Source organism: Paenibacillus amylolyticus (assembly GCF_003719335.1).
GTDB classification, from domain to species: domain Bacteria; phylum Bacillota; class Bacilli; order Paenibacillales; family Paenibacillaceae; genus Paenibacillus; species Paenibacillus amylolyticus_D.
In genome coordinates, this window is record NZ_RIAS01000001.1 from 730,134 (window position 1) to 749,889 (window position 19,756).

Genomic DNA, 19,756 nt, shown 5'->3' on the forward strand with positions numbered 1-19,756 from the left:
GTGCTCCTATTCAGGAACAGAGTCCTTTCATGTACAGACTCCCCTTCTCCTCACAGGGAATTCGTTCCTGCCTGTGGAACTTGAAACATGAATTACATAAAATAAGGACTTAACATCAGTGAACGAATGTTAAGTCCTTCCTTTTCATTTCATTTTACGTCTTGAATCCTGTCTTGCAATCCTACGACTCTGATTATGTCTTCATCAGTCAATCTGAATACGTCTGCGTGTCTGTTCATCGCCCGGACGTTTCGGAATGTCCAGCTTCAGCACACCATTTTCCAGCCTTGCCTTGATCTGTTCCTCATCAATATGGTCTACATAGAAACGGCGGACAAATTCGCCGGCACGACGTTCTTGACGAATCATTCGATTATCGTCGTCCTTTTGCTCGACCAATTCGTTACGTTTGGCGCGAATGACGAGTTCATTGCCTTGCACCTGAATATCGATGTCTTCTTTGGCAAAGCCAGGCAACTCGGCTTCGACCAGATATTTGCCATTTTCCTCACGAATGTCGGTACGGAATGGTTGCATACTGCTTCCAAACGAAGAGAGGAATGAAGTGTCAACCATGTCATGGAAGGACTTCAGCATCTGTCCGAACGGGTCATCATTTCTTCTGCGAAATGGAATCAGATCAAACATGAACATCATCTCCTTAAATGTGGTTGGGTTTGTTGTTCCTTACATCTATTATTGTATTCATGTTGCTACGAAGGTTCAAAGCCGATATAAAGCGATATAAGGCAATGATCGGCGATTTTGGCTAAATAAATAAACATAGATCGTTTTACCGTTTATTTTGACTAAATCTGACCTTCTGACTTTGTCTGACCAATTTTCGATACTTCACCGCATCTCACTGCGTATTGATTTCCTGTGCAGAAGCCGCTACTCCTTGTCTTGTACTTGCTCCCCTAAACTGTAGTACTGCTAATAAAACTGCTAAACCTACAGCAACAAAACCGGCCCAATTCAATGCCAGAACCGATGAACGGCTAATCACAAGCCCGCCCAACCCGGAACCCAATGCAAAGCCAAATTGAATAAATGACGTATTCAAACTTAACGCAATGTCCGGACTACGAGGCGCGAGCGTCACCAGATATAATTGCTGGGCAGGAGAGATACTCCATGTGGCCAACATAAATATCATCAGAACCAGGATCAGCAAGATCAGATGTGCACCCGTTACAGCAAATAACAGAAGCGTCAGACCTTGCAACACTAATCCAAGAAAAATAGTGAACTTCGATCCTCTGGCATCCGCCAGTTGTCCGCCCAATTTGGAACCGATAAAACTACAGATCCCTGCCAAAAACAAGATCAGGCTAATTTCGGTCATGGTAAGGGACGAAGTCGTTTGCAAAAACGGCGTAATATACGTGAACAAGGTTGCGTAGCCGCCCACATATAACAGTGACATCATCAATGCGATAAGAATCGATTTATTTTTCAAAATCGAGAGTTGCATGCCCGCTGTAACCTTCTCTTGTTCTCGGATGGAAGGAACCTTTTTATAGATAATCAGAAATGGAGCAACACTGAGCAGACCTATGACAATAAATAATATTCTCCAACCAAACATTTCACTGAAAAATGTACCGATCGGCACACCAAGTACAAGCGAGCTGCTTAGCCCCATCAGAATAATTCCAATCGCGTTACCTCGCTTTTCATTCTCTACAAGCCTTGTCGCTACCGCCATCGCAACAACGGTTGTCATGCCACCGCTTGCTCCCTGAATGATGCGTATCCAGATCATCGCTTCATACGAGAGATCCAACATCATGATGCCATTGCTGGCAATAAATACCCCAAAGGTGAGCAGCAAAAGTTTCCTGCGATCGACATTGATTGTTGCAGCGATCAGAATAGGTGCAACGATAGCTGCTGCAAGGGCAAATACCGTGACAAGCATGCCAGCTTCCGCCGTCGATACGCCAAGATCGGTCGCCATCATCGCAATGATCCCGGTAATAATGTATTCAATGGTGCCGATCAGAAATACAGCCAGTGCCAGAATATAAATCGTGCCTTTATTTTTCAATCGTTCTCACTCCATCTTCTTTATGTTCGTTTTGTATTTAAGCCTTCGATATAAGTTAGTTCAACTTATATCGTTACCTGCATGTGATAGGAATCTGAATCTCGATGTACTGAGCATCCTGTTCAGGAGATAAGGGCAAATAGTATTCTCTGCCCGGCTCGTTCTCTTTGATCTGGTAGTTGTTTTTCTCGATCCACCGTGCTAAATGCACGCAGGCTGCCCCATCAAAGGTTGAATGCGAATGAAACGCCATAGAGGCGACCATCGGTTCCGGCGGCAAATTCCGAAGCTGAAATGGCTCAGCAACTGCAGGAGGCTCACCCGTCAAGAAGTAACCGACTTCGTACTCGAATTCATCCTCTTTTCCATCCACCTCTCGCCACAACACAACCTGTGGGCCCTGAATCCATTGGCGCAGGTCTTTGGTCAGCAGTGAATCCAGATGACGAAGAAGCTCTGGGATACGCTCTTCTCCCCCGTTTGCAGTAAAGAACATAAAGGTCTGAGCAACCTCGGCTTTAATTCGGATCTCCTGCCCTGTCTCCCATTGTCCTTCGCTCTCCATAAGCTGGATACGTTCCTCAATGCGGACAAGCCTGGCTTGTTCCATATCAATCATTTGTTGAATCTCACTTCGCTTCAGTCTCAACATGCCCTGAATCTGCTCATGCGAAATGTCTTCCTTTAGTAGCTGCGTGATCTGCGGCAACGTAAAGCCCAATTCCTTGTAGATCAGAATCCGGTTAAGTTCGAGCAACTGATCTGCGGAATAATATCGGTAGCCCGTGTCCTCGTCTACTTTACGCGGCTTGAGGATACCGATCTGGTCGTAATAGCGCAGCGTTTTTAAAGAAAGCTTGCTGAGTTTGGCAAACGTACTGATTTTGAACAATATATCATCTCCAATCCATTAGCTTAACGTGAGTATATAGTCTCCCGTGCAGGGGAAAGTCAAGGGTAGCATGTGAGATAAGTAGAGTTATGTCATCGATTCTAAAGACAACAGAAAAAGGACAGGAGCAACGTTCCCCTGTCCTTCCTTCTCATTTTAAATTAATTCCTATGATTTTTCTCAACTTAATTCTTGTCATTTTTCATTACTCCCAGAAGAAACGGCCTGCAAGCACTTTTTCGTTCAACAGTTTGTACGTCTCTTCAGGCAATTCTTGCTTCATCTTCGCATTTACAGCTTCTTTGCCCTGATTATATTGGGAGGACATGCCGATCTCAGCAGTTGTGTTATTCGCATCCAGGCGCATGATCGGTGCTTTGGCATTTTTCGTCCATGGCGTCCATGCAGCAAGTGCAGACGTTCCGCCCGTACCTGGCTTGCCCGTATACAGGAACTGCTTCAGGTAAGCTGCCATCGCAGCAGACAGTTGCTCACGTCCCGGCTTGTTGGCATCACTGAAATAACCTTCAGGGAAGTAAGCCGCAATACCTGCTGCTTTTCCTGTATAGAAGTCCATATCGGCACCGTGCGGAGCCCCTAACAGGGTGCGCAAACGTTCAGAGATGACACCAGGTTGGGTACCCCATGCAAAACGATATGCATATACTGGCGGCTGACCTGCCGCACTCGTTAATTTTTCAGCGACTCGCTCCGCATTAAAACCTGCGTACGCCTCGCTACCATATTTGATTGCAGCCGCATATTGAGCTGCTTTCGTCTGATCAGTAAACAATGTACCATCATTGATGGATGGAGCAAAATTAGGATCACCGAAAGCAAAAGCGGAGAATTCCGTTTCCAAGCTGCCGAGCAATACAGGCACTTTCGTATATTTACCACTGTTGATCGCATCAAAACCTTCTTTTGGAATGACTGTACCATCACGGAACAAATGCGGGAATGGCTGCATACGGATGGCCGTTGCACCAAATACAGTCACCAGTTTATCCGCAGGCAATGCACGCAGATACGTTTCCAGTTGTGCAGGTGTTTGTTTGCTGATCCAAGCTTTGGCTTCGTCAGCATTCGTAGCTTTGCCTTCTTGCACAAGCAGCTTCACGATCGCATCCTCGGATTTCTGCTGTCCTTCTTCAGGTGAAGCCGTCGTCAAACCACCGCTGAACGCGATCGCTTTTTGGTACAATCCCTTACTAAGCGGGGAGATAAGCGTTGCGAGAACATCCCGCGCACCAGCAGATTGACCCGCAAGTGTCACGTTTCCTGTATCGCCGCCAAAACCTGCAATGTTATCCTGCACCCACTCTAGTGCACGGAATGCATCCAGCAGGCCGTAGTTGCCGGAATCATCCAGCGGGTTGCCTGTTTTCAGCGCGGCATTCTGGAAGAAACCAAGCGCTCCCAGACGGTAGTTCACCGAGATGATGATGCTATTCGTATTTCGTGCTAGCTGTTCCCCCTGAAAGTCCTTCCCTGATCCGGTCATATTACCGCCGCCGTGCAGGAATACCATGACCGGCAGTTTTGTGCTGGTTGTATTCGGACGCCAGATGTTCAGATATAAGGAATCTTCACTGCCTGCTGTTGTTTTACCGGATATTTGCAGGCTGTTTGCCGCGAACTCTTTAGCTTCTCTTATTCCTGTCCAAGCCTTCGGTTCTTGCGGTGCTTTCCAGCGTAGTTCGCCTACCGGAGGTGCCGCATATGGAACACCAAGCCAGCCAAGCGTGCCATATTCTTCATAGGTTTTGCCATCGATGGCACCGTATTTTGTTTGTTGCAACGTTTGAGGTTTGAATGCTCCCGCATGCTTATGTTTGGACCAGAGTTGTTCCAACGTACCTGTACCATTTTTGAGCTGAGCCTGCAAAGCCTGTGCCGTGGCTTCAGCCATCAGACGGTTGGTCAACTGTGTCGTGCCTTTTCCTTGAAGGGCTTTGATACCGTGGCTTGCCGCAAACGCGGAAGCTTCTCCTGACTTGTAATCCGTGCCTGCTTCATAACCAAGAACTTTGAGCAACAGCGCCGCATATTCCTCTGCCGTCAGTGAAGCGTTAGGGGTAAAACGTTCCGTTTCCGTAACCACGCCAGCCAAATAAGGATGCTGCTTCAAGTATCCAACGACGGGCTGCAACACCTTGCCTGCCTGCGCGGCATCCGTATACGTTTCGGTTCCTTCATAGGCCAGTGCTTCTTTTTCCAGACCAGATAAACGCAAATATAGCACTGCGGCTTGAATACGTGTGGCATGTTTACTCAGGTAAGCCGCGTTCACGCCTTGCCCATTCCCCCGAATAAGCTCTGCTTTTACCAGTTTGTCCATAGCCGGGGACAAGGATGAAGCTGTATTACCTGCTGCATATGCGGGTAGACCCGATACACACATGCTTAGAATCGCCGCTACTGCAATAGAACGTTTCAATTTTTTCATGGGTTTAATCTCCTCGCTGTCTAGTCGTGTATGATGGCAAAATAGTTTCGAAATATCGCACCGCTCGATACAGTATTCCAAAGTTTGGATCATTCTATTTCTTGATCGTGGGTAAATGGAAGACGGCCCTCCTTTCTGCTGACATGAACTGTTGCAACCCTTCGGTTATGACATTCAGGCGGATTTTTATATAAAAAAACCTGAATCAAAGGCACACAGACGTTGGATCACTTCGTCTGTTGCCCTCAATTCAGGTTTTGCCTGCAATACGTAACAACCCTGAGAAAATGAGGTGTGATATGGAATTATTGTTACTCTATTTAAGTTAAACTAAAGATTTTACACAATCCACTCCGATGACAGAATAACCTTTCAATCGCTGTTATCCCCAGATTTTTTGGATTCCCTTTTCTAAAGGGGAAATCCGGTGATAAAGGCGAACGCTTCGCTTTTCCAGGTTTTTTCTGCCCTCTTCGTTAACGTGTAAAAGAAATAATTCATCTTATATAGTCAAAACGCAATCAATCGCCTGATCTTTCCGAACGAAGCGAATGAACTGGAACAGGTCTTGCCCTGAGATCGGTTACAATCCTGTTATTACCGTGATATTAGCACACAATGAAAGCGCTAGCAATATCTTTTTAGAAAAATACCACATCTTACTTACAGATTCCAGCTCACGCTATGAACAAAACCATGAACGCATCCGGATGGATACATTCATGGTTTTAAGTTCGGGTATTCGTTGAGATCAGGCTGTTATAGCCGACCGCTCAGTTATTGTTTTTACAGCTATTGCAGCTTTTTCACTTGCTCAATCAAACTGTCCAGACCTTTATCCGCCAGATACGGCCCATAGTTCCAGTAGTTCCTGGACACGTTGATAATTCGATTATGTTTGATCGCGGGAATGCTCTGATATACCGGTTCCTCAAACAGTTCCATCATCTGATCCATCTCTTCATCTTCCATCTGAGTGAAAAAGTAGTCGGCAGGCTTGTCCGCCAGTTTTTCCAAAGACAACACTGTGCCGCCATCCGAATAAATTTTATACTGCTCAGGCATGGAGAACCCAAAATCCTCATAGATCAACTTGCCTAAGGTACCGCCCTCACCGCCAAGCAATACCTCTTTATTGTAGATTACAAACGACATGGCTGTTGTGCCCGGTTTAATATTAATGTTCAGTTCACTGCGAATGCTCTTCAGTTTATCTTCAAACTTCGAAATCCATTGCTCAGCTTCATCCTTACGATCCATAATGTCACCCATCGTTCTCAGGGTATTTATGACATCTGGATCACCGCCCCATGCCACTGTAATGGTTGGTGCGATTTTGGCATATGTGTCTACAATTTCCTTGCTTGTATAGTCCGGTACAATGATCACGTCCGGTTCCAGACCTGAGATCATTTCAACGTTGCCATTGCCTGAGCCAATGTCCGGTACACCTGCCAGTTCTTCTGGATATTGTTCCAGCGTTTCGGTGTTTGCTCCGGCCGGTTTCATCCCGAGAGGTAACAGATATCCGCCATAGGTTATGATAACTGGTTTGGAAGGCTGTGCCGGAATCTCAACCTTTCTTCCTGTCGCATCGGTATACGTTCGAGTAGATTCCTGTACCGGTTCTGCACTCGTTGCAGGCTCTGGCTGTTCAGTTCCCGCCCCGCATGCCGCGAGCAGCAGCGATAAACTAAATAATAAACTAACCGCCAATGTAGGCTTAAAACGAAGGTTCAACTCGTCCACACTCCATATGTTGTATTGATAATGATTATCGTTATTACCAATATAACTACGGATGTCCCTGTCAGCAATGAACGATTCAGACCTCTTGTTCGTACGATTTGAACCTTTGATTCGATGACTGTGCATTTTATACTGTGCCGGTGTCTCACCTGTTGTGCGTTTGAAAATACGGCTAAAGTAGTACAAATCCTTGTACCCAACGCTTTCAGCCACCTCCCGGATCTGTGCTTCTGTCTCGGTAAGCAAATGTTTCGCTCGTTTGATTCGAGTCTGAATGACATAATCCATGGGACTGCATCCGTACTTGCGTTTGAATACCCTAGCCAGATAATGCGTGCTGTAATGAAAATGCGTAGCCATATTTTCCATGGAGATAGAATGAGCGTAGTGCTCCTGAATGTAGGCTTCAATCTGCTCCGCCAGCTCTAGCGATTCGACCTGCCGCTGGCGTGCCATGTTCCACTGGCGAAATTGCTCGTACACAAATTGATAGAACAATCCCGTCACCTGCAACCGATCCAGTTCATCACTAGACATCCAGAACTCCGCCATTTTTTCCACGATCGTAAGAAGCGTTAGTGGGTATGATGCTGCAAAATAATAGGGTTCTCCGCCCTGAAACGAATTTACGCCTCGTGTACTATCATCTTTCGATGAGTCGAAACGTAACGCAGCCGATTGCGGTTTATATAGAAGTAAATAATAATCTAGTGGTTGTTGCATACAACGAATCCGCAGTGACGTACCTTTTTCACCATGTAGAATGTGAGTCTGGTCCGATGTGAATCTGTTTATCCCGAATTGAATGTCCGCCTCGCCCTTACTTATGATCAAAAAAGCATGAGCTGGCAAAATGGTTCTCGATAACTCTTGTTCTGAATGCAATACGCTATGGCGGATATCGATAAGTTTTACTTGATTGTTATTCCACCACCGAATGGCTTCTGACCATTCTTTCATGTTGAACCACCTCAAAACCATCATTGGACTTGTTCATTCATGTCCGATTTCATCCTTACCATACAAGAGTGCTCTACGTTTTGTCCAGTTCGTCTATTATGTAACCTTTGACTTATAATCGTAATTTTTACAATTAATTAACCTAAAACTAACGCTCGTTTAGCAATTGCCCTATACACTGGGTTCTGGATAAACTATACATATTTATTAGGAGGATGTTCATGTTAAATCGCTTCAGTACCCGTGCAGCCAAAATGATGCTCGCGGTGACCACCATTGTTACGGCTACGCTGGGAGGCAGTAGTGCAGCTTGGGCTGTGGAAGACGGTACTTCAACAACTTCTGGTTCACCTATCAAAAATGTAATCATTCTCATTCCTGACGGTATGGCTAATGATGCTACCGCTCTGGCTCGTTGGTACAAAGGTTCTTCTCTGACCATTGATTCCATGGCAAGCGGTATGGTGCGTACACACTCTGCGGATGCGCCGATTGCGGACTCGGCTCCTGCAGGAACAGCCTTTGCGACAGGACATAAATCTCATACCGGTTTTGTCGGTGTATTGCCGGACAAAGCCACCATGCCTGGACAAAAACCGATTGCAAAAGGGGATGAAAGAAAACCTGTTGCTTCGGTATTGGAAGCTTCCAAGCTTGCGGGTAAAGCCACGGGTATTGTAGCCACATCCGAAATTATGCATGCAACACCAGCAGACTTCTCGGCGCATTACCCTGATCGTAAAAACTACGACGCACTCAGCAAACAACAAGTCTTCAATGGCATCGATGTTGTACTGGGCGGTGGCAGTAAGTATCTGGAACCTGCCGGGCGCAAAGACGGTAACAATCTCGTTGCCTCCATTAAAGCACTCGGCTACGATTATGTAACTACGCCTGCGGCGATGAAAGCATCTACTTCGGGCAAGCTGTGGGGCATGTTCTCTCCAGCCGGCATGTCATACAATATGGATCGTGATCCGGCCAAGCAGCCAAGTCTGGCGCAGATGACATCCAAAGCGATTGAAGTTCTCTCCAAAAATGAGAATGGCTTCTTCCTGATGGTCGAAGGCAGCAAGGTAGACTGGGCTGCTCATGCCAATGATCCGATTGGGATTATCAGTGACGTACTTGCTTTTGATGATGCGGTAAAAGCAGCGATGGATTTTGCCAAAGCAGATGGACAAACCGCGGTTATTGCCGTATCTGACCATCAGAATGGCGGACTTACGATTGGTAATGCAGCTACAACAGGTACGTATGACAAAGAGCCGTTGTCCACTTTTATCGGACCTTTGAAAAAGGCCAAGCTTACAGGTGAGGGTGTAGAATCGAAGCTGGATGCGAAACGCACCAACATCAAGGCTGTCATGAAACAATACTACGGTATTTCCGATCTGACTTCCGAAGAGGTTGCTGCGATTAAAGCCGCTGAGCAGGGCAGCCTGAACTATGTGGTAGGCCCAATGATCAGCAAACGTGCGGGTATCGGCTGGACAACAGGCGGACACACCGGTGGAGACGTAGTACTTTACACGTATGCCCCTAACAATGATCGTCCATTTGGTGTCATTGATAACACGGACGTAGCCAAATACATGGCTCGTGTGCTCAATCTGGATCTGGACAGTGTAAGCAAGCAACTGTTCGTACCTGCCAAACAGGCGTTTACTGCCAAAGGTGCCACATACAAACTGGATTTAACCGATGTTAAAAATCCGAAGATTCTCGTAACAAAAAACAACACCAAGCTTGAATTGCAAATCTACAAAAATGTTGCACTTGTAAATGGCAAAAAGACAGCACTTGAGGGTGTAATCGTGTATAACGGCGTAGATGCTTTTGTACCGCAAGGTGCTGTGGATCTGATTCAATAAAATCGACATACCGCATAAACAGAACACCCAAACCTAGCGAGACGACCTCGCCGTGTTTGGGTGTTTTTCTGATAATTAGATGATTGATTTAATGGATCATTGATGAACAAGCCCATCATCTTGCCTACTTATTCTTTCACAGTCACTCTATCGGTTTATTTTGAAAACGTCAGAATGCCATATTGGGAAGTGTTCTTCCAGCTATCATTGGTGAGATCATTCCATTTTGCCGTACTCTTGTTGTTGTTTCCTTGATTATCATTAATTTGAAGTTCAAATCCCATAACTTGACCTTCCTTCGGAACGAGGGATTGAAATCTGATTTTGGCTTCCACTTGATATCCCTTGGAGGTTTTCTTCACAGCACTTTGGAGCCGTCCTGGCGAGGCACTGCCCGCAAACGTAGCCACGTTATCTGCGCTGATCCGGAACTGGGCATCATCATATTGATAGAACGGCGTGCGCTGATGATTTTCATCCAGGAAAATCTCAACCGAATCCTGATCCCATGGATCGGTGGCGTTGGTTATAATTTGCGGATCAGTGACATCAATGAAAAGATATAAGTCCTGACCAGACCACATTGCACGGGCCTCAGCCGATGCTCCTCCGCTCTGATTCAGTGGTGTAACATGGAATGGAGTAATCTTATTCCATTTCGTATCCTTCTCACCATCAATCGTTACTGTTCCTTTCAAGGCTTTCGCAGACTTCGGCATACTTGCAAACTGAATAACGCCATATTTGCTGGTATCTTGATCCTGGGATAATGTGCGGTCATTCCAATACAGAACGCGCTGCTCTTCTGAACTGTTATTTACACTATCCTTCACCCTTACATCCAGGCCAACTTCACGTGAAACTGCTCCTTGTGCATTAGTTAATGGTATAGATACTTCAACCTGATAACCGCCCGCCGTTTCACGAACACGATACGTATTCGGCTTAGCTCCTGTCACTTTGCCTTCACGGCTTATGGTGATATGTCGATCATCTGCCTCATACACAGGGGTTTTGCCATTGTTCAGATCAACGAACAACTCCACTTTGTCTTTGGCATGTTTGGTCGTATCCTTTACATCAACCAGAACATACAAATTATTTTTGTCCCACAATGTACGGAACGCCGCTGAACCTGAATTGCCTTTCAAAGATGTTGAAACAGACTTGTTCCATAGAGGGTCTTGTTTCGCTGCCTTCGTATTCGGCGTACCGGACAATGTAACCGCACGCTGCGTCAGAACAGGCAGGCTTGTTTCATCTGCCAATCCCCAGTAGGCTGGTTTGGATTGCAGAGCACTATCGAACAAAAAGGCTTGATTGTTATACGATTTCTCATCCTGTAATCCCCATAAAGTCACCGATGAGATGACATCGCTATGTTTTTGATACAGGTCAAACAGCTCTTTGTATCGATAAGCCTGCTTCACCGCAACATCCTGAGGTAATGTCTCACCATAAGGAATACCGCTATCGACATCCAGCTCGGTAATCTGGATATCCAGACCTAGACCAGCAAACAGATTGATTGTTTTCTCTATCTCATCAATCGGCGGAGATTCAAGGTTATAGTGAGATTGCAGACCCACACCATCAATCAGCCCTTTTTCCTTCAACCTTTTGACCAGTTGGTACATATGCTCTCTTTTTTCAGGAACTTCGGTAAAATACTCGTTGTAATATAATTTCGCATCCGGGTCAGCAGCGCGTGCAAACTCAAACGTTTTCTCAACATAATCCGGGCCGATTAGCTCGTAGAACGGGCTTTTGCGCAAACCATTGGCATCCCCGTTGCTATCCGCAATAGCTTCGTTCACGACATCCCAAGCATAGATTTTACCTTTATATCGTTTTATGACTGTGTCCACGTAGTTCTGGACCCGACTGAGTAGCAGATCCCTGCTCGCAGGATTGCCCTGGTCATCCTTGAACATCCACTCAGCTGCATCAATATGCCAGAGCAAGGCATGTCCACGTAAACCCATTTGATTTTTCTGTGCAAAGTCCACAAATTCATCCGAGGCTTGGAAGTCATACACCCCTTTGGAAGGGGACACAAACTTCGGTTTCATCTCGTACGTTGCGGTCAAACTGTTAAAGTGTTTGGTTAACAATTGACCATAAGCTCCTTCAAGCTGCCAGCGATACACCGCGGCCCCAATCGGAAATTCGGTCTGGTACAGATCTTGCAAGGAAGGAATATCGGTCTCAATAGCGAGTGGTGCAGCTTCCTCAATCGTCACATCATCCACATAAAAGGATAAGGTATCTACCGTATCATCGGAGATATAAGGTGTTTCAATAAAAAAATTCAACTCCTCAGGGTTGTCGCTGTATTGGTACGTGGCCGAAACCTTATGCCATTGTTGCCAGTCGTCTTTGGGAATCGTGACCTTGTCCAGCATGTTCCAACTCTCTGCCCCATTCTTCTTGTAGGCTGTTAGCTGAATCGTCTGATCTGAAGCAGGTTTCTCCGTAAGCCTGACATAGAATGAAATGTTATACGTAGAGTTAGGCTTTAACAGACTTTTCATTTTCAGCATCGGCCCATGAAAGGAGCGCTGACGGTTCGAGACAAGCATGCTCCGAGTACCTTGATGCGCTGCCTGCTGCGAAACCGTCAAACTTTCGCTACCAACACGCGGAAGCCAGCCTTGTAACGTCCCATCCTCAAAATCGGTATGAAGCACCTTGAGGTTCTGCTCAGAAACCGCCGCAGCCCCAGAACTTGCTCCCTGTTCAATCTGTTGTTCTTGTGCAAAAGCAACCTGCTGAAAAGGAACCGTCGTCATCACCAGCATCGTTGCCAGCAGGGTTGAACTCATTTTTTCAAACGCCTTCGTCTTCATTTCATTCCTCCTCTCAATTTAACTTGTATTATACACTTTGAAATAACGCTTACATATATATTTTTGTAAAATTTTTCAATAAAATCAGAAGAATCAGCTTTCTTCTTGTATAATAAACAAGAACTGACACTACGCAACTCCGAAGGAGAGAACCAACATGTTAATCAAACTCAACTGGATTACACTACGTGTGCGTAATCTGGAAGCATCCATTCACTTCTATCACAATTTACTAGGACTTACCGTTCAGCGCAGATTTGAAAGCCGCGGGCGGCAGATTGCCATGCTTGGTCTGGGTGAGACGAGTGAGACCTCACTAGAGTTAATTGAAGGTAGTGAGCAGGTACTGAAGCCCGAGGCTGGCATCTCCATTGGTTACGAAGTCTCATCACTGGAAGCAGCTATGGAGCGTCTAACGGAAATGCAAATCCCCATCCTGCGTGAACCTGTGCAGCCGAACCCACGTCTGCGTTTTATGTACATTGCTGACCCGGATGGGTTCGAGGTACAGCTCGCCGAACATCTGGAATAAGACTACATATCAAGAGGTCAGCTGAAAGCACCCGGTGCTAGTCACTCAAGTAGTAAAAGACAGTAAAGCGTACCAAGGAGTAGAGCACTTTGCTTCCTTGTTTGGCTTGTTGGTTTCTTGGATTTACAGCTTCATACGGCGCATCAAAGGCACGCCTATGCTGTTCAACAATCGGTCTAGTAATGCCCAGCACCACCGTCTGCGGAATGAGAGATGCCGGTCGTATACAGCGGAATATTCAAAATCCGCTATCGCGCCGCGATTACGTTTAAACTGCGCTGCACCAGCGCTCTCATGCAGCAACTTCCCGTTCGCCCTGGCTTGTCCAATGAGACATGCCGACAGCATGCGGTACAGACCGACAGACTGGGGAATATCTGTGTCATAACCGAACAGCGGTGTGGTCATCACCCCATTACGGCAGAAGTAACCCATTACCGCATCCAAGCGCCCTTCCTTGCGCAATCCGTGTAAGCTTAACGTGCCGTTCACTATAGCACCAGCAATAAAACGCTCGCTGAACTGTGGGTTGTCATAGGAGTACTTTTCCAAATAAAGCATCCGGTACAGCTCCACAATTCGCGGGATATCCGCTTCTCTAAGGTCTGCACCAGAAACCAGCTCATAGCCATGCTTGTCCATCATTGCCTGATCCCGTTTCAGCAACCAACGAGACTTGGCATTGCCGAAATTCGGATCATGCGCCTGATACAAATAAATCTGCCTGCTCGGTATAGAGCGGCATCCCGCTTCCTGAAGCCCTGTTATCAGGTTCGAGTGCAGTTCGGAACTCAAAGAACGAAAGATAACCGTATGCCCCGGATAGTTCTCCCTTACTGTTTCAAGCAAATGCGTGGCTTGCTCGGCACTCATAGCAGGATACAGGTTAGTTGATAACAGCCAGTTGTTCACATGTACAACCTTGTTGATCTGAGACTTTTTCATGCCCCAGCCAATGAAACTAAGCAGCACGGAGAGTCCTTTTTCCAGCATCGGCTTCTGTAACATGGTTAGTTCCTGCTTGGCGTACCGCACATAGTGAGTATACGGGGAACAGACATAAGCATTATCGTATTCCTCAGCATTCACGGTCACCGGCAGCACAAGATTGTCTATCCGAGCAAGGAGCAACGTGGTGTTTACGTTAGCCATGTATTCATTAGTCCCATGCATCATCATCGGTTCCAAATACGCCCGTGCGTACCTCGCATCCTCCGTATCGGGCCAATCCATGGTATGAAGCGAATGTCGATCGTATAATCGAACGCGAGTCTCCTGATTAGCTTTACTCATGAACGTTCTCCGATTTGGTTACAAACTCAGCAATTCGCTCTCCCGGCTGCAGATTCGGCCGATCATAGTAATAAACCATGCCAAACTGATAGGTCATCTGCTTCGCCACGATATAAAATCGTTGCTCTTCAAATTCATTTTCCAGGCAAAAGACTGTACCATTCCTTTCAAAACCATACATCATGGAATTTAACTGAACGATCTCTTCTTCCGTGGCCAGCCGAAACCTTTCCACGATAAATATCGTCGCCGGACACAGAATGAACTCTACCTCACTAAAGGTAATCTCCACATTGTGATAATACGAAAAGTCAAAACTGCCTGCCAGCACCAACTGCTGGCTCTGATGCTGTATAGGCTCCGTAATGTAAAAATGCTCGATGTTGCCTTCCTTCAGTTCCTGCTGCAACTGCTCTAGCTTTTGGTTCTGCTCATGGAAAGAGTCATGCACCATTTTTGAATCAACCCTTTCTAGTCAAAAATACTGCGAGATGCCGATATGTAGGCCCATCTACTCTTCTGTTCACTTCTTCCAGATCCATCTCCAGCCAGTAATCCGCCTCCATCAATTCAGCCATATCAAGCTTTGTAATCTCGGCACATTTTGAATGCTCAGCTGCTACAACCATCGGTCCGGGACTATCATCCCAATTAAAGCCATTCACCACTGCATGTATCAGCACTTCTGAATCCAGCATCCGAATTTTCTCACAGGCTGCATCGGAAGACTCCTCGTAAATGATGTCATCCACAATCTGCTGCTCTTCAGCCGTCAATTTCAAACGTATGGCTCCAGGTGTATCTAACAGCATCTCTGCCAGGTTTGGATTACGATCTCTTGCCAAGTTCCAAGCTGTAGCCAGAATGCCGTTAGGCGAATCCAGTCTAGCCCCATGTTCCAGCAATAGACTGATTGCTTCAGGCTGGTTGAACCTTACGGCTTTTTTCAAAGCAGTATCCCCGAGTTTGTCCTCCACTTCCAGTTCGGGATTGGCTTGCAGCAGATAGCGAATACCCTCGAGAGGCGCACGCTGAGTCAAAAAGAGCATAAGAGGTGTTCGTCCGCGTTCATCCCGTTCATTGACATCCAATGAGGATGAAGCTATAACTTCACAAAGGTGCTCCATATCTTTGATTTTACTAATATCTGTCCAATTCAAAATGATCTCTCCTTTACTATTTTCTATTCCGTCCCCCATATCCCTCATACGCTCCCGACATCTTCTACACCTACTCTATCTAAAAATATAGGTCGCTACAAGAGACCTTTGAACGCCAAAAAAGCCCGCAAAGCGAGTAATTACGCACCGGACGGGCCTAGTTGGATAAATTTAATATGAACGGTTAGTGATCTCTTGCAAGACGGAATTCCGACTTAAGCTGGGATCGCTTCAGTTGGAACAGCTTTTGACACAGGGACAGAGGCTGCCTGAGATGTCTTATCGGCTTGACGAACATGCTGATCCGATACGAGATCACCGAGATTGACAATAAGTTTCTCCAGTTCGGTAAAACTTGCCACCATATTTTGTGTCAGATTACGTTGCTCTTCCATACTCGCCAGAATCTCTTCCGTTGCAGCACTGGATTGTTGCGTTACACTGGAAATTTCGGACACCTCATTAACCACCCGAGTCGAGGATTCCTTCATCGTTGCTGAACTTGTCTCAATTTCTGTAGCCTGAGTCAACACATTCTGTGAATTGTTATTAATGGACTGGAATACCCGCTCTGTTGTAAGAACACTTTCTGCTCCAACTTGCAACAACTGACGAACCCCTTCAAATCGGCTTGTCAATGCTTGCGTCTGTGTTCTCAGACCGGTGAGGATCGAGGTAATCTCACTCGCCGATTGCCCTGAGCTTTCAGCCAGCTTGCGAACTTCCTCCGAAACGACAGCAAACCCGCGTCCATGCTCACCTGCACGAGCAGCTTCAATGGCTGCATTCAGCGCAAGCAGATTGGTTTGAGTGGCGATATCCGAGATACTATTCAGCATCAACGTCATCGATTCACTCTGATCATTAAATTTCTTCATATCATCAGCTGTCGTGCTAATGGTCTGGTACAATTCATGCATCTGCTCGTTCAGATGACCCATCTGTGCACTACCGGTCTGTGTACTTGAAGCCATACTTACGGACAGCTCTTTCATCTGTTGGGAATAGGACGCTACGTCCTTAATGTGGCGGTCAGACTGGGATAACGATTCGGAGATTTCAGCAATACTGGTCGCCTGAAACTCGACACCTCTCGCAACTTCGCTGAATCCGACCGTCACTTCGTTGGTGATGGCACCGGTCTCATCTACTTTTTGTTTCAATTGTTCTGTATAGCGGGACAGCCCTACAACAGCTTCTTTGACCCGCTCCAACATGATTTCCACACGGTTGCGTGACTCTTCCACTTGCGCTCCTCGTGCTTCACTATCCATGAACAATCGTTTGTTCACCCTAGACACGGTGATCATTATAATTCCAGTTACGATATACATACTGAAATTAATCAAGTCAGCAAAGAGTAACTCTATACTTGCCGATGATACAAGAACAAGTTGAACGGTGAAAAAAGCAAGCATCACCGAAAAAGCAATGTTATAGTGCTTACTATTCGGATACAACAGCAGCGGTGAAACAATAAGTATGCCTTGCACAACATTCATCGCGTCACGACTTACGTAAATTCCACTGGCGATCACCGCTACGGTCACAAACCATGGAATGATATGTATACCTTTTTTCATGAAATTGCATACGGTAACTGCTAAAGTAACTACAACGGAGAGTAGCGTGGATAGCCATAGATCGGGAACAATAATCGTGATCCCCGCACTGATAGCCGTTATGGCCCACATCATGTAACTTACTAGTTTGTTTCTCTGCCAAGTGATCTCATCGATACGATTCATGCTTACCCCGTCCTTTATGTAAGTTAAAAAATTCAACACATGTAGGCCACTGTAAGTTTAATCTCAGTCCATAGTCCTGCTTATACGTAGTTCCGTAACTCCTGCGCCTTTAGCATAGTACATATTAACTTCATAAACGTGCAGTCAGCGCCACTTTATGTATATCGGTAATTTATGTCTAAAATTAATATATGTTAAGAAAATATATATTTTCACGACATGCCCACCTTAATGAAGCGGTTCAATGCGTTCTTTAGACGTAAAAAAGTCCGGAAACACGTCTATTTACGCGTTTCCGGACTCCTAAGTAAACTTATTTAGTTGATCTGAATTTCCCGCACATCTTCAATCCCTGCGATTGATCCACATTTAAGGAGCTTCCGATTTTATAACTTTAAGCTACTGCCGTAACTGCTTTCCTTTGCGCATTCGCTTCCTGACCTGTCCCCATACTAGCTACTTGATGATCGGACACCAATAAGCTCAAATCCACGATTAGCATCTCCAACTCCCCAAAGCTTTCCACCATATTCTGTGTCAGGCTGCGCTGTTCTTCCATGCTCGCTAGGATTTCTTCTGTTGCTGCACTGGACTGCTGTGTTACACTGGAAATTTCCGAAACCTCATTCACTACCCGTGTTGAGGAAGTCTTCATTGTGGTCGAGCTTGTCTCCATATCGGTTGCATGAGTAAGGACGTCCTGTGAGCTATGATGAATGGACTGAAACACTTCCCCTGCTGTCTGCACACTGTTCCTTCCACGCTGTAGAGATTGGCGAATCCCTTCAAATCTCATGGTTAATGCTTGGGTCTGCGTTCTCAGCCCCGTGAGGATTGTTGTAATTTCATTAGCGGATTGGCCAGAACTTTCAGCAAGTTTGCGGACCTCTTCCGATACTACAGCGAATCCACGTCCATGCTCGCCTGCACGAGCAGCTTCAATGGCCGCATTTAATGCCAGCAGATTGGTTTGTGTGGCAATATCGGAGATGCTGTTCAGCATCAACGTCATCGCTTCACTTTGTTCATTAAACTTCTGCATATCATCGGCGGTTGTATGAATGGCTGTATCCAATTCGCTCATCTGCATATTCAATTGATCCATCTGAGCACTGCCCGACTGGGTGCTTGAAGCCATGTCTGCAGATAGCTCTTTCATCTGCTGGGAATAGGACGCTACATCTTGAATCTGGCGGTCAGACAGAGCAAGAGACTCTGAAATTTCGGCAATACTTGTTGCCTGGAACTCAACTCCTTTGGCAACTTCTCCAAAACCAAGTGTTACTTCATTTGTTATGGACCCTGTAGCATCCACCTTTTGTTTGAGTTGTTCAGTATAGTGGGAAAGTCCAACAACGGACTTTTTCACTCGTTCCAGCATTTCTTCTACACGCTTCCGTGAATGTTCTACTTCATTCCATCTATGCTCACTCTCTTGAAATAACTTTTGATTCAATGTAGATACAAGGACTAAAATCACACCTGCTACTGCAAAAAGTACCACATTCGTAATATTTTCTATAAACTGCTCCTGGGTAGAAACCGGAACGATTACAAGCTGTAAAATGTTGTTTGCAAGTAAAACCGAGAAACCGGTAAGGAACACTCGCTTATCAGGATACATTAATAATAGACTCGTTATAACAATTGCTATAAACGGATCCACAGTCCCCCAACCGGCAAAAATGCCACAAGCACTAATCAGTGTAACATTGATCCATGGAATAAGATGAATATGCTTCTTTTTGGCATTGGCATACATAAGCCAAATACCATACACAATGACTAGAGCGTTAGAAACGAATAACTTGGGATCTGTAAAAGCGATAATCATTCCAAAAGTCACGACAATCCACAACATCACTGTAATCATTTTATTTCTTTTCCAAATAATTTCGTCCAACCGATTCATGAGTACCCCGCCTTTGATGTAGGTTTAACCAGATGTAAGCTGTGATGAATGGATATGAAGTGACTGGTAATGATCCCTGCTTCGAAAAATCACCCTGTCATACTATAGTGCATATAGGCTTCATAAACATACACACAGCGCTACTTAACAATATATCGGCTGTACATCATGTAAATGAAATATCATCTAAAAAATAATATCATTGCATATTATCATAAACAAAATATAAAGAGCCTGCCCATGCGTAGATACGCATAAAGCAGACTCTGTCATACCTTTTATTAG

General features: G+C 45.7%; 13 protein-coding genes. 2 read left to right on the plus strand and 11 right to left on the minus strand.

What is annotated here, in order from left to right; translation table 11 throughout:
- Positions 1–204 precede the first annotated feature (204 nt).
- From EC604_RS03215 to EC604_RS03235, 5 genes are all read right to left on the minus strand, one after another.
- On the minus strand, positions 205–648 hold the full coding sequence (locus EC604_RS03215) for an Hsp20/alpha crystallin family protein (RefSeq protein WP_123062703.1): 444 nt from the start codon (positions 646–648) through the stop codon (positions 205–207).
- A 214-nt stretch (positions 649–862) separates the two neighbouring features.
- Positions 863–2,053, minus strand: a complete 1,191-nt coding sequence (locus tag EC604_RS03220) for an MFS transporter (RefSeq protein ID WP_123062704.1) — start codon at positions 2,051–2,053, stop codon at positions 863–865.
- A 73-nt stretch (positions 2,054–2,126) separates the two neighbouring features.
- On the minus strand, positions 2,127–2,945 hold the full coding sequence (locus EC604_RS03225; RefSeq protein ID WP_123062705.1) for a MerR family transcriptional regulator: 819 nt from the start codon (positions 2,943–2,945) through the stop codon (positions 2,127–2,129).
- A gap of 205 nt (positions 2,946–3,150) precedes the next feature.
- Positions 3,151–5,394, minus strand: a complete 2,244-nt coding sequence (locus EC604_RS03230) for a carboxylesterase/lipase family protein (protein WP_123062706.1) — start codon at positions 5,392–5,394, stop codon at positions 3,151–3,153.
- A gap of 792 nt (positions 5,395–6,186) precedes the next feature.
- Entirely contained in the window at positions 6,187–8,103 is a 1,917-nt protein-coding gene (locus tag EC604_RS03235; RefSeq protein ID WP_123062707.1) for an AraC family transcriptional regulator, read from the minus strand.
- 254 nt (positions 8,104–8,357) lie between these two features.
- Between EC604_RS03235 and EC604_RS03240 the strand changes: the two genes are divergently transcribed.
- Positions 8,358–9,977 (plus strand): alkaline phosphatase, encoded by a 1,620-nt coding sequence (locus tag EC604_RS03240; RefSeq protein WP_192895053.1) that lies wholly within the window; start codon positions 8,358–8,360, stop codon positions 9,975–9,977.
- 155 nt (positions 9,978–10,132) lie between these two features.
- Here EC604_RS03240 and EC604_RS03245 read toward each other — a convergent pair whose 3' ends face one another.
- On the minus strand, positions 10,133–12,826 hold the full coding sequence (locus EC604_RS03245) for an endo-1,4-beta-xylanase (protein ID WP_123062709.1): 2,694 nt from the start codon (positions 12,824–12,826) through the stop codon (positions 10,133–10,135).
- Positions 12,827–12,983: 157 nt separating this feature from the next.
- Here EC604_RS03245 and EC604_RS03250 point away from each other — a divergent pair, with 157 nt between their 5' ends.
- Entirely contained in the window at positions 12,984–13,358 is a 375-nt protein-coding gene (locus tag EC604_RS03250) for a VOC family protein (RefSeq protein WP_123062710.1), read from the plus strand.
- A gap of 123 nt (positions 13,359–13,481) precedes the next feature.
- Here EC604_RS03250 and EC604_RS03255 read toward each other — a convergent pair whose 3' ends face one another.
- From EC604_RS03255 to EC604_RS03275, 5 genes are all read right to left on the minus strand, one after another.
- The gene (locus EC604_RS03255; protein ID WP_123062711.1) at positions 13,482–14,651 is read right to left on the minus strand and encodes a GNAT family N-acetyltransferase; all 1,170 of its coding nucleotides are present in this window, start codon (positions 14,649–14,651) and stop codon (positions 13,482–13,484) included.
- A complete protein-coding gene (locus EC604_RS03260; RefSeq protein WP_123062712.1) occupies positions 14,644–15,105 on the minus strand; it encodes a hypothetical protein in 462 nt (153 codons plus the stop codon). The genes EC604_RS03255 and EC604_RS03260 overlap by 8 nt, the downstream gene beginning before the upstream one ends.
- A gap of 7 nt (positions 15,106–15,112) precedes the next feature.
- Complete coding sequence (locus EC604_RS03265; protein ID WP_240036624.1) at positions 15,113–15,811, minus strand: DUF4274 domain-containing protein; 699 nt, start codon at positions 15,809–15,811, stop codon at positions 15,113–15,115.
- A 215-nt stretch (positions 15,812–16,026) separates the two neighbouring features.
- Positions 16,027–17,559, minus strand: coding sequence for a methyl-accepting chemotaxis protein (locus EC604_RS03270; protein ID WP_123062714.1), 1,533 nt, complete (start codon positions 17,557–17,559; stop codon positions 16,027–16,029).
- 394 nt (positions 17,560–17,953) lie between these two features.
- Positions 17,954–19,471, minus strand: a complete 1,518-nt coding sequence (locus EC604_RS03275; RefSeq protein ID WP_123062715.1) for a methyl-accepting chemotaxis protein — start codon at positions 19,469–19,471, stop codon at positions 17,954–17,956.
- Positions 19,472–19,756 lie beyond the last annotated feature (285 nt).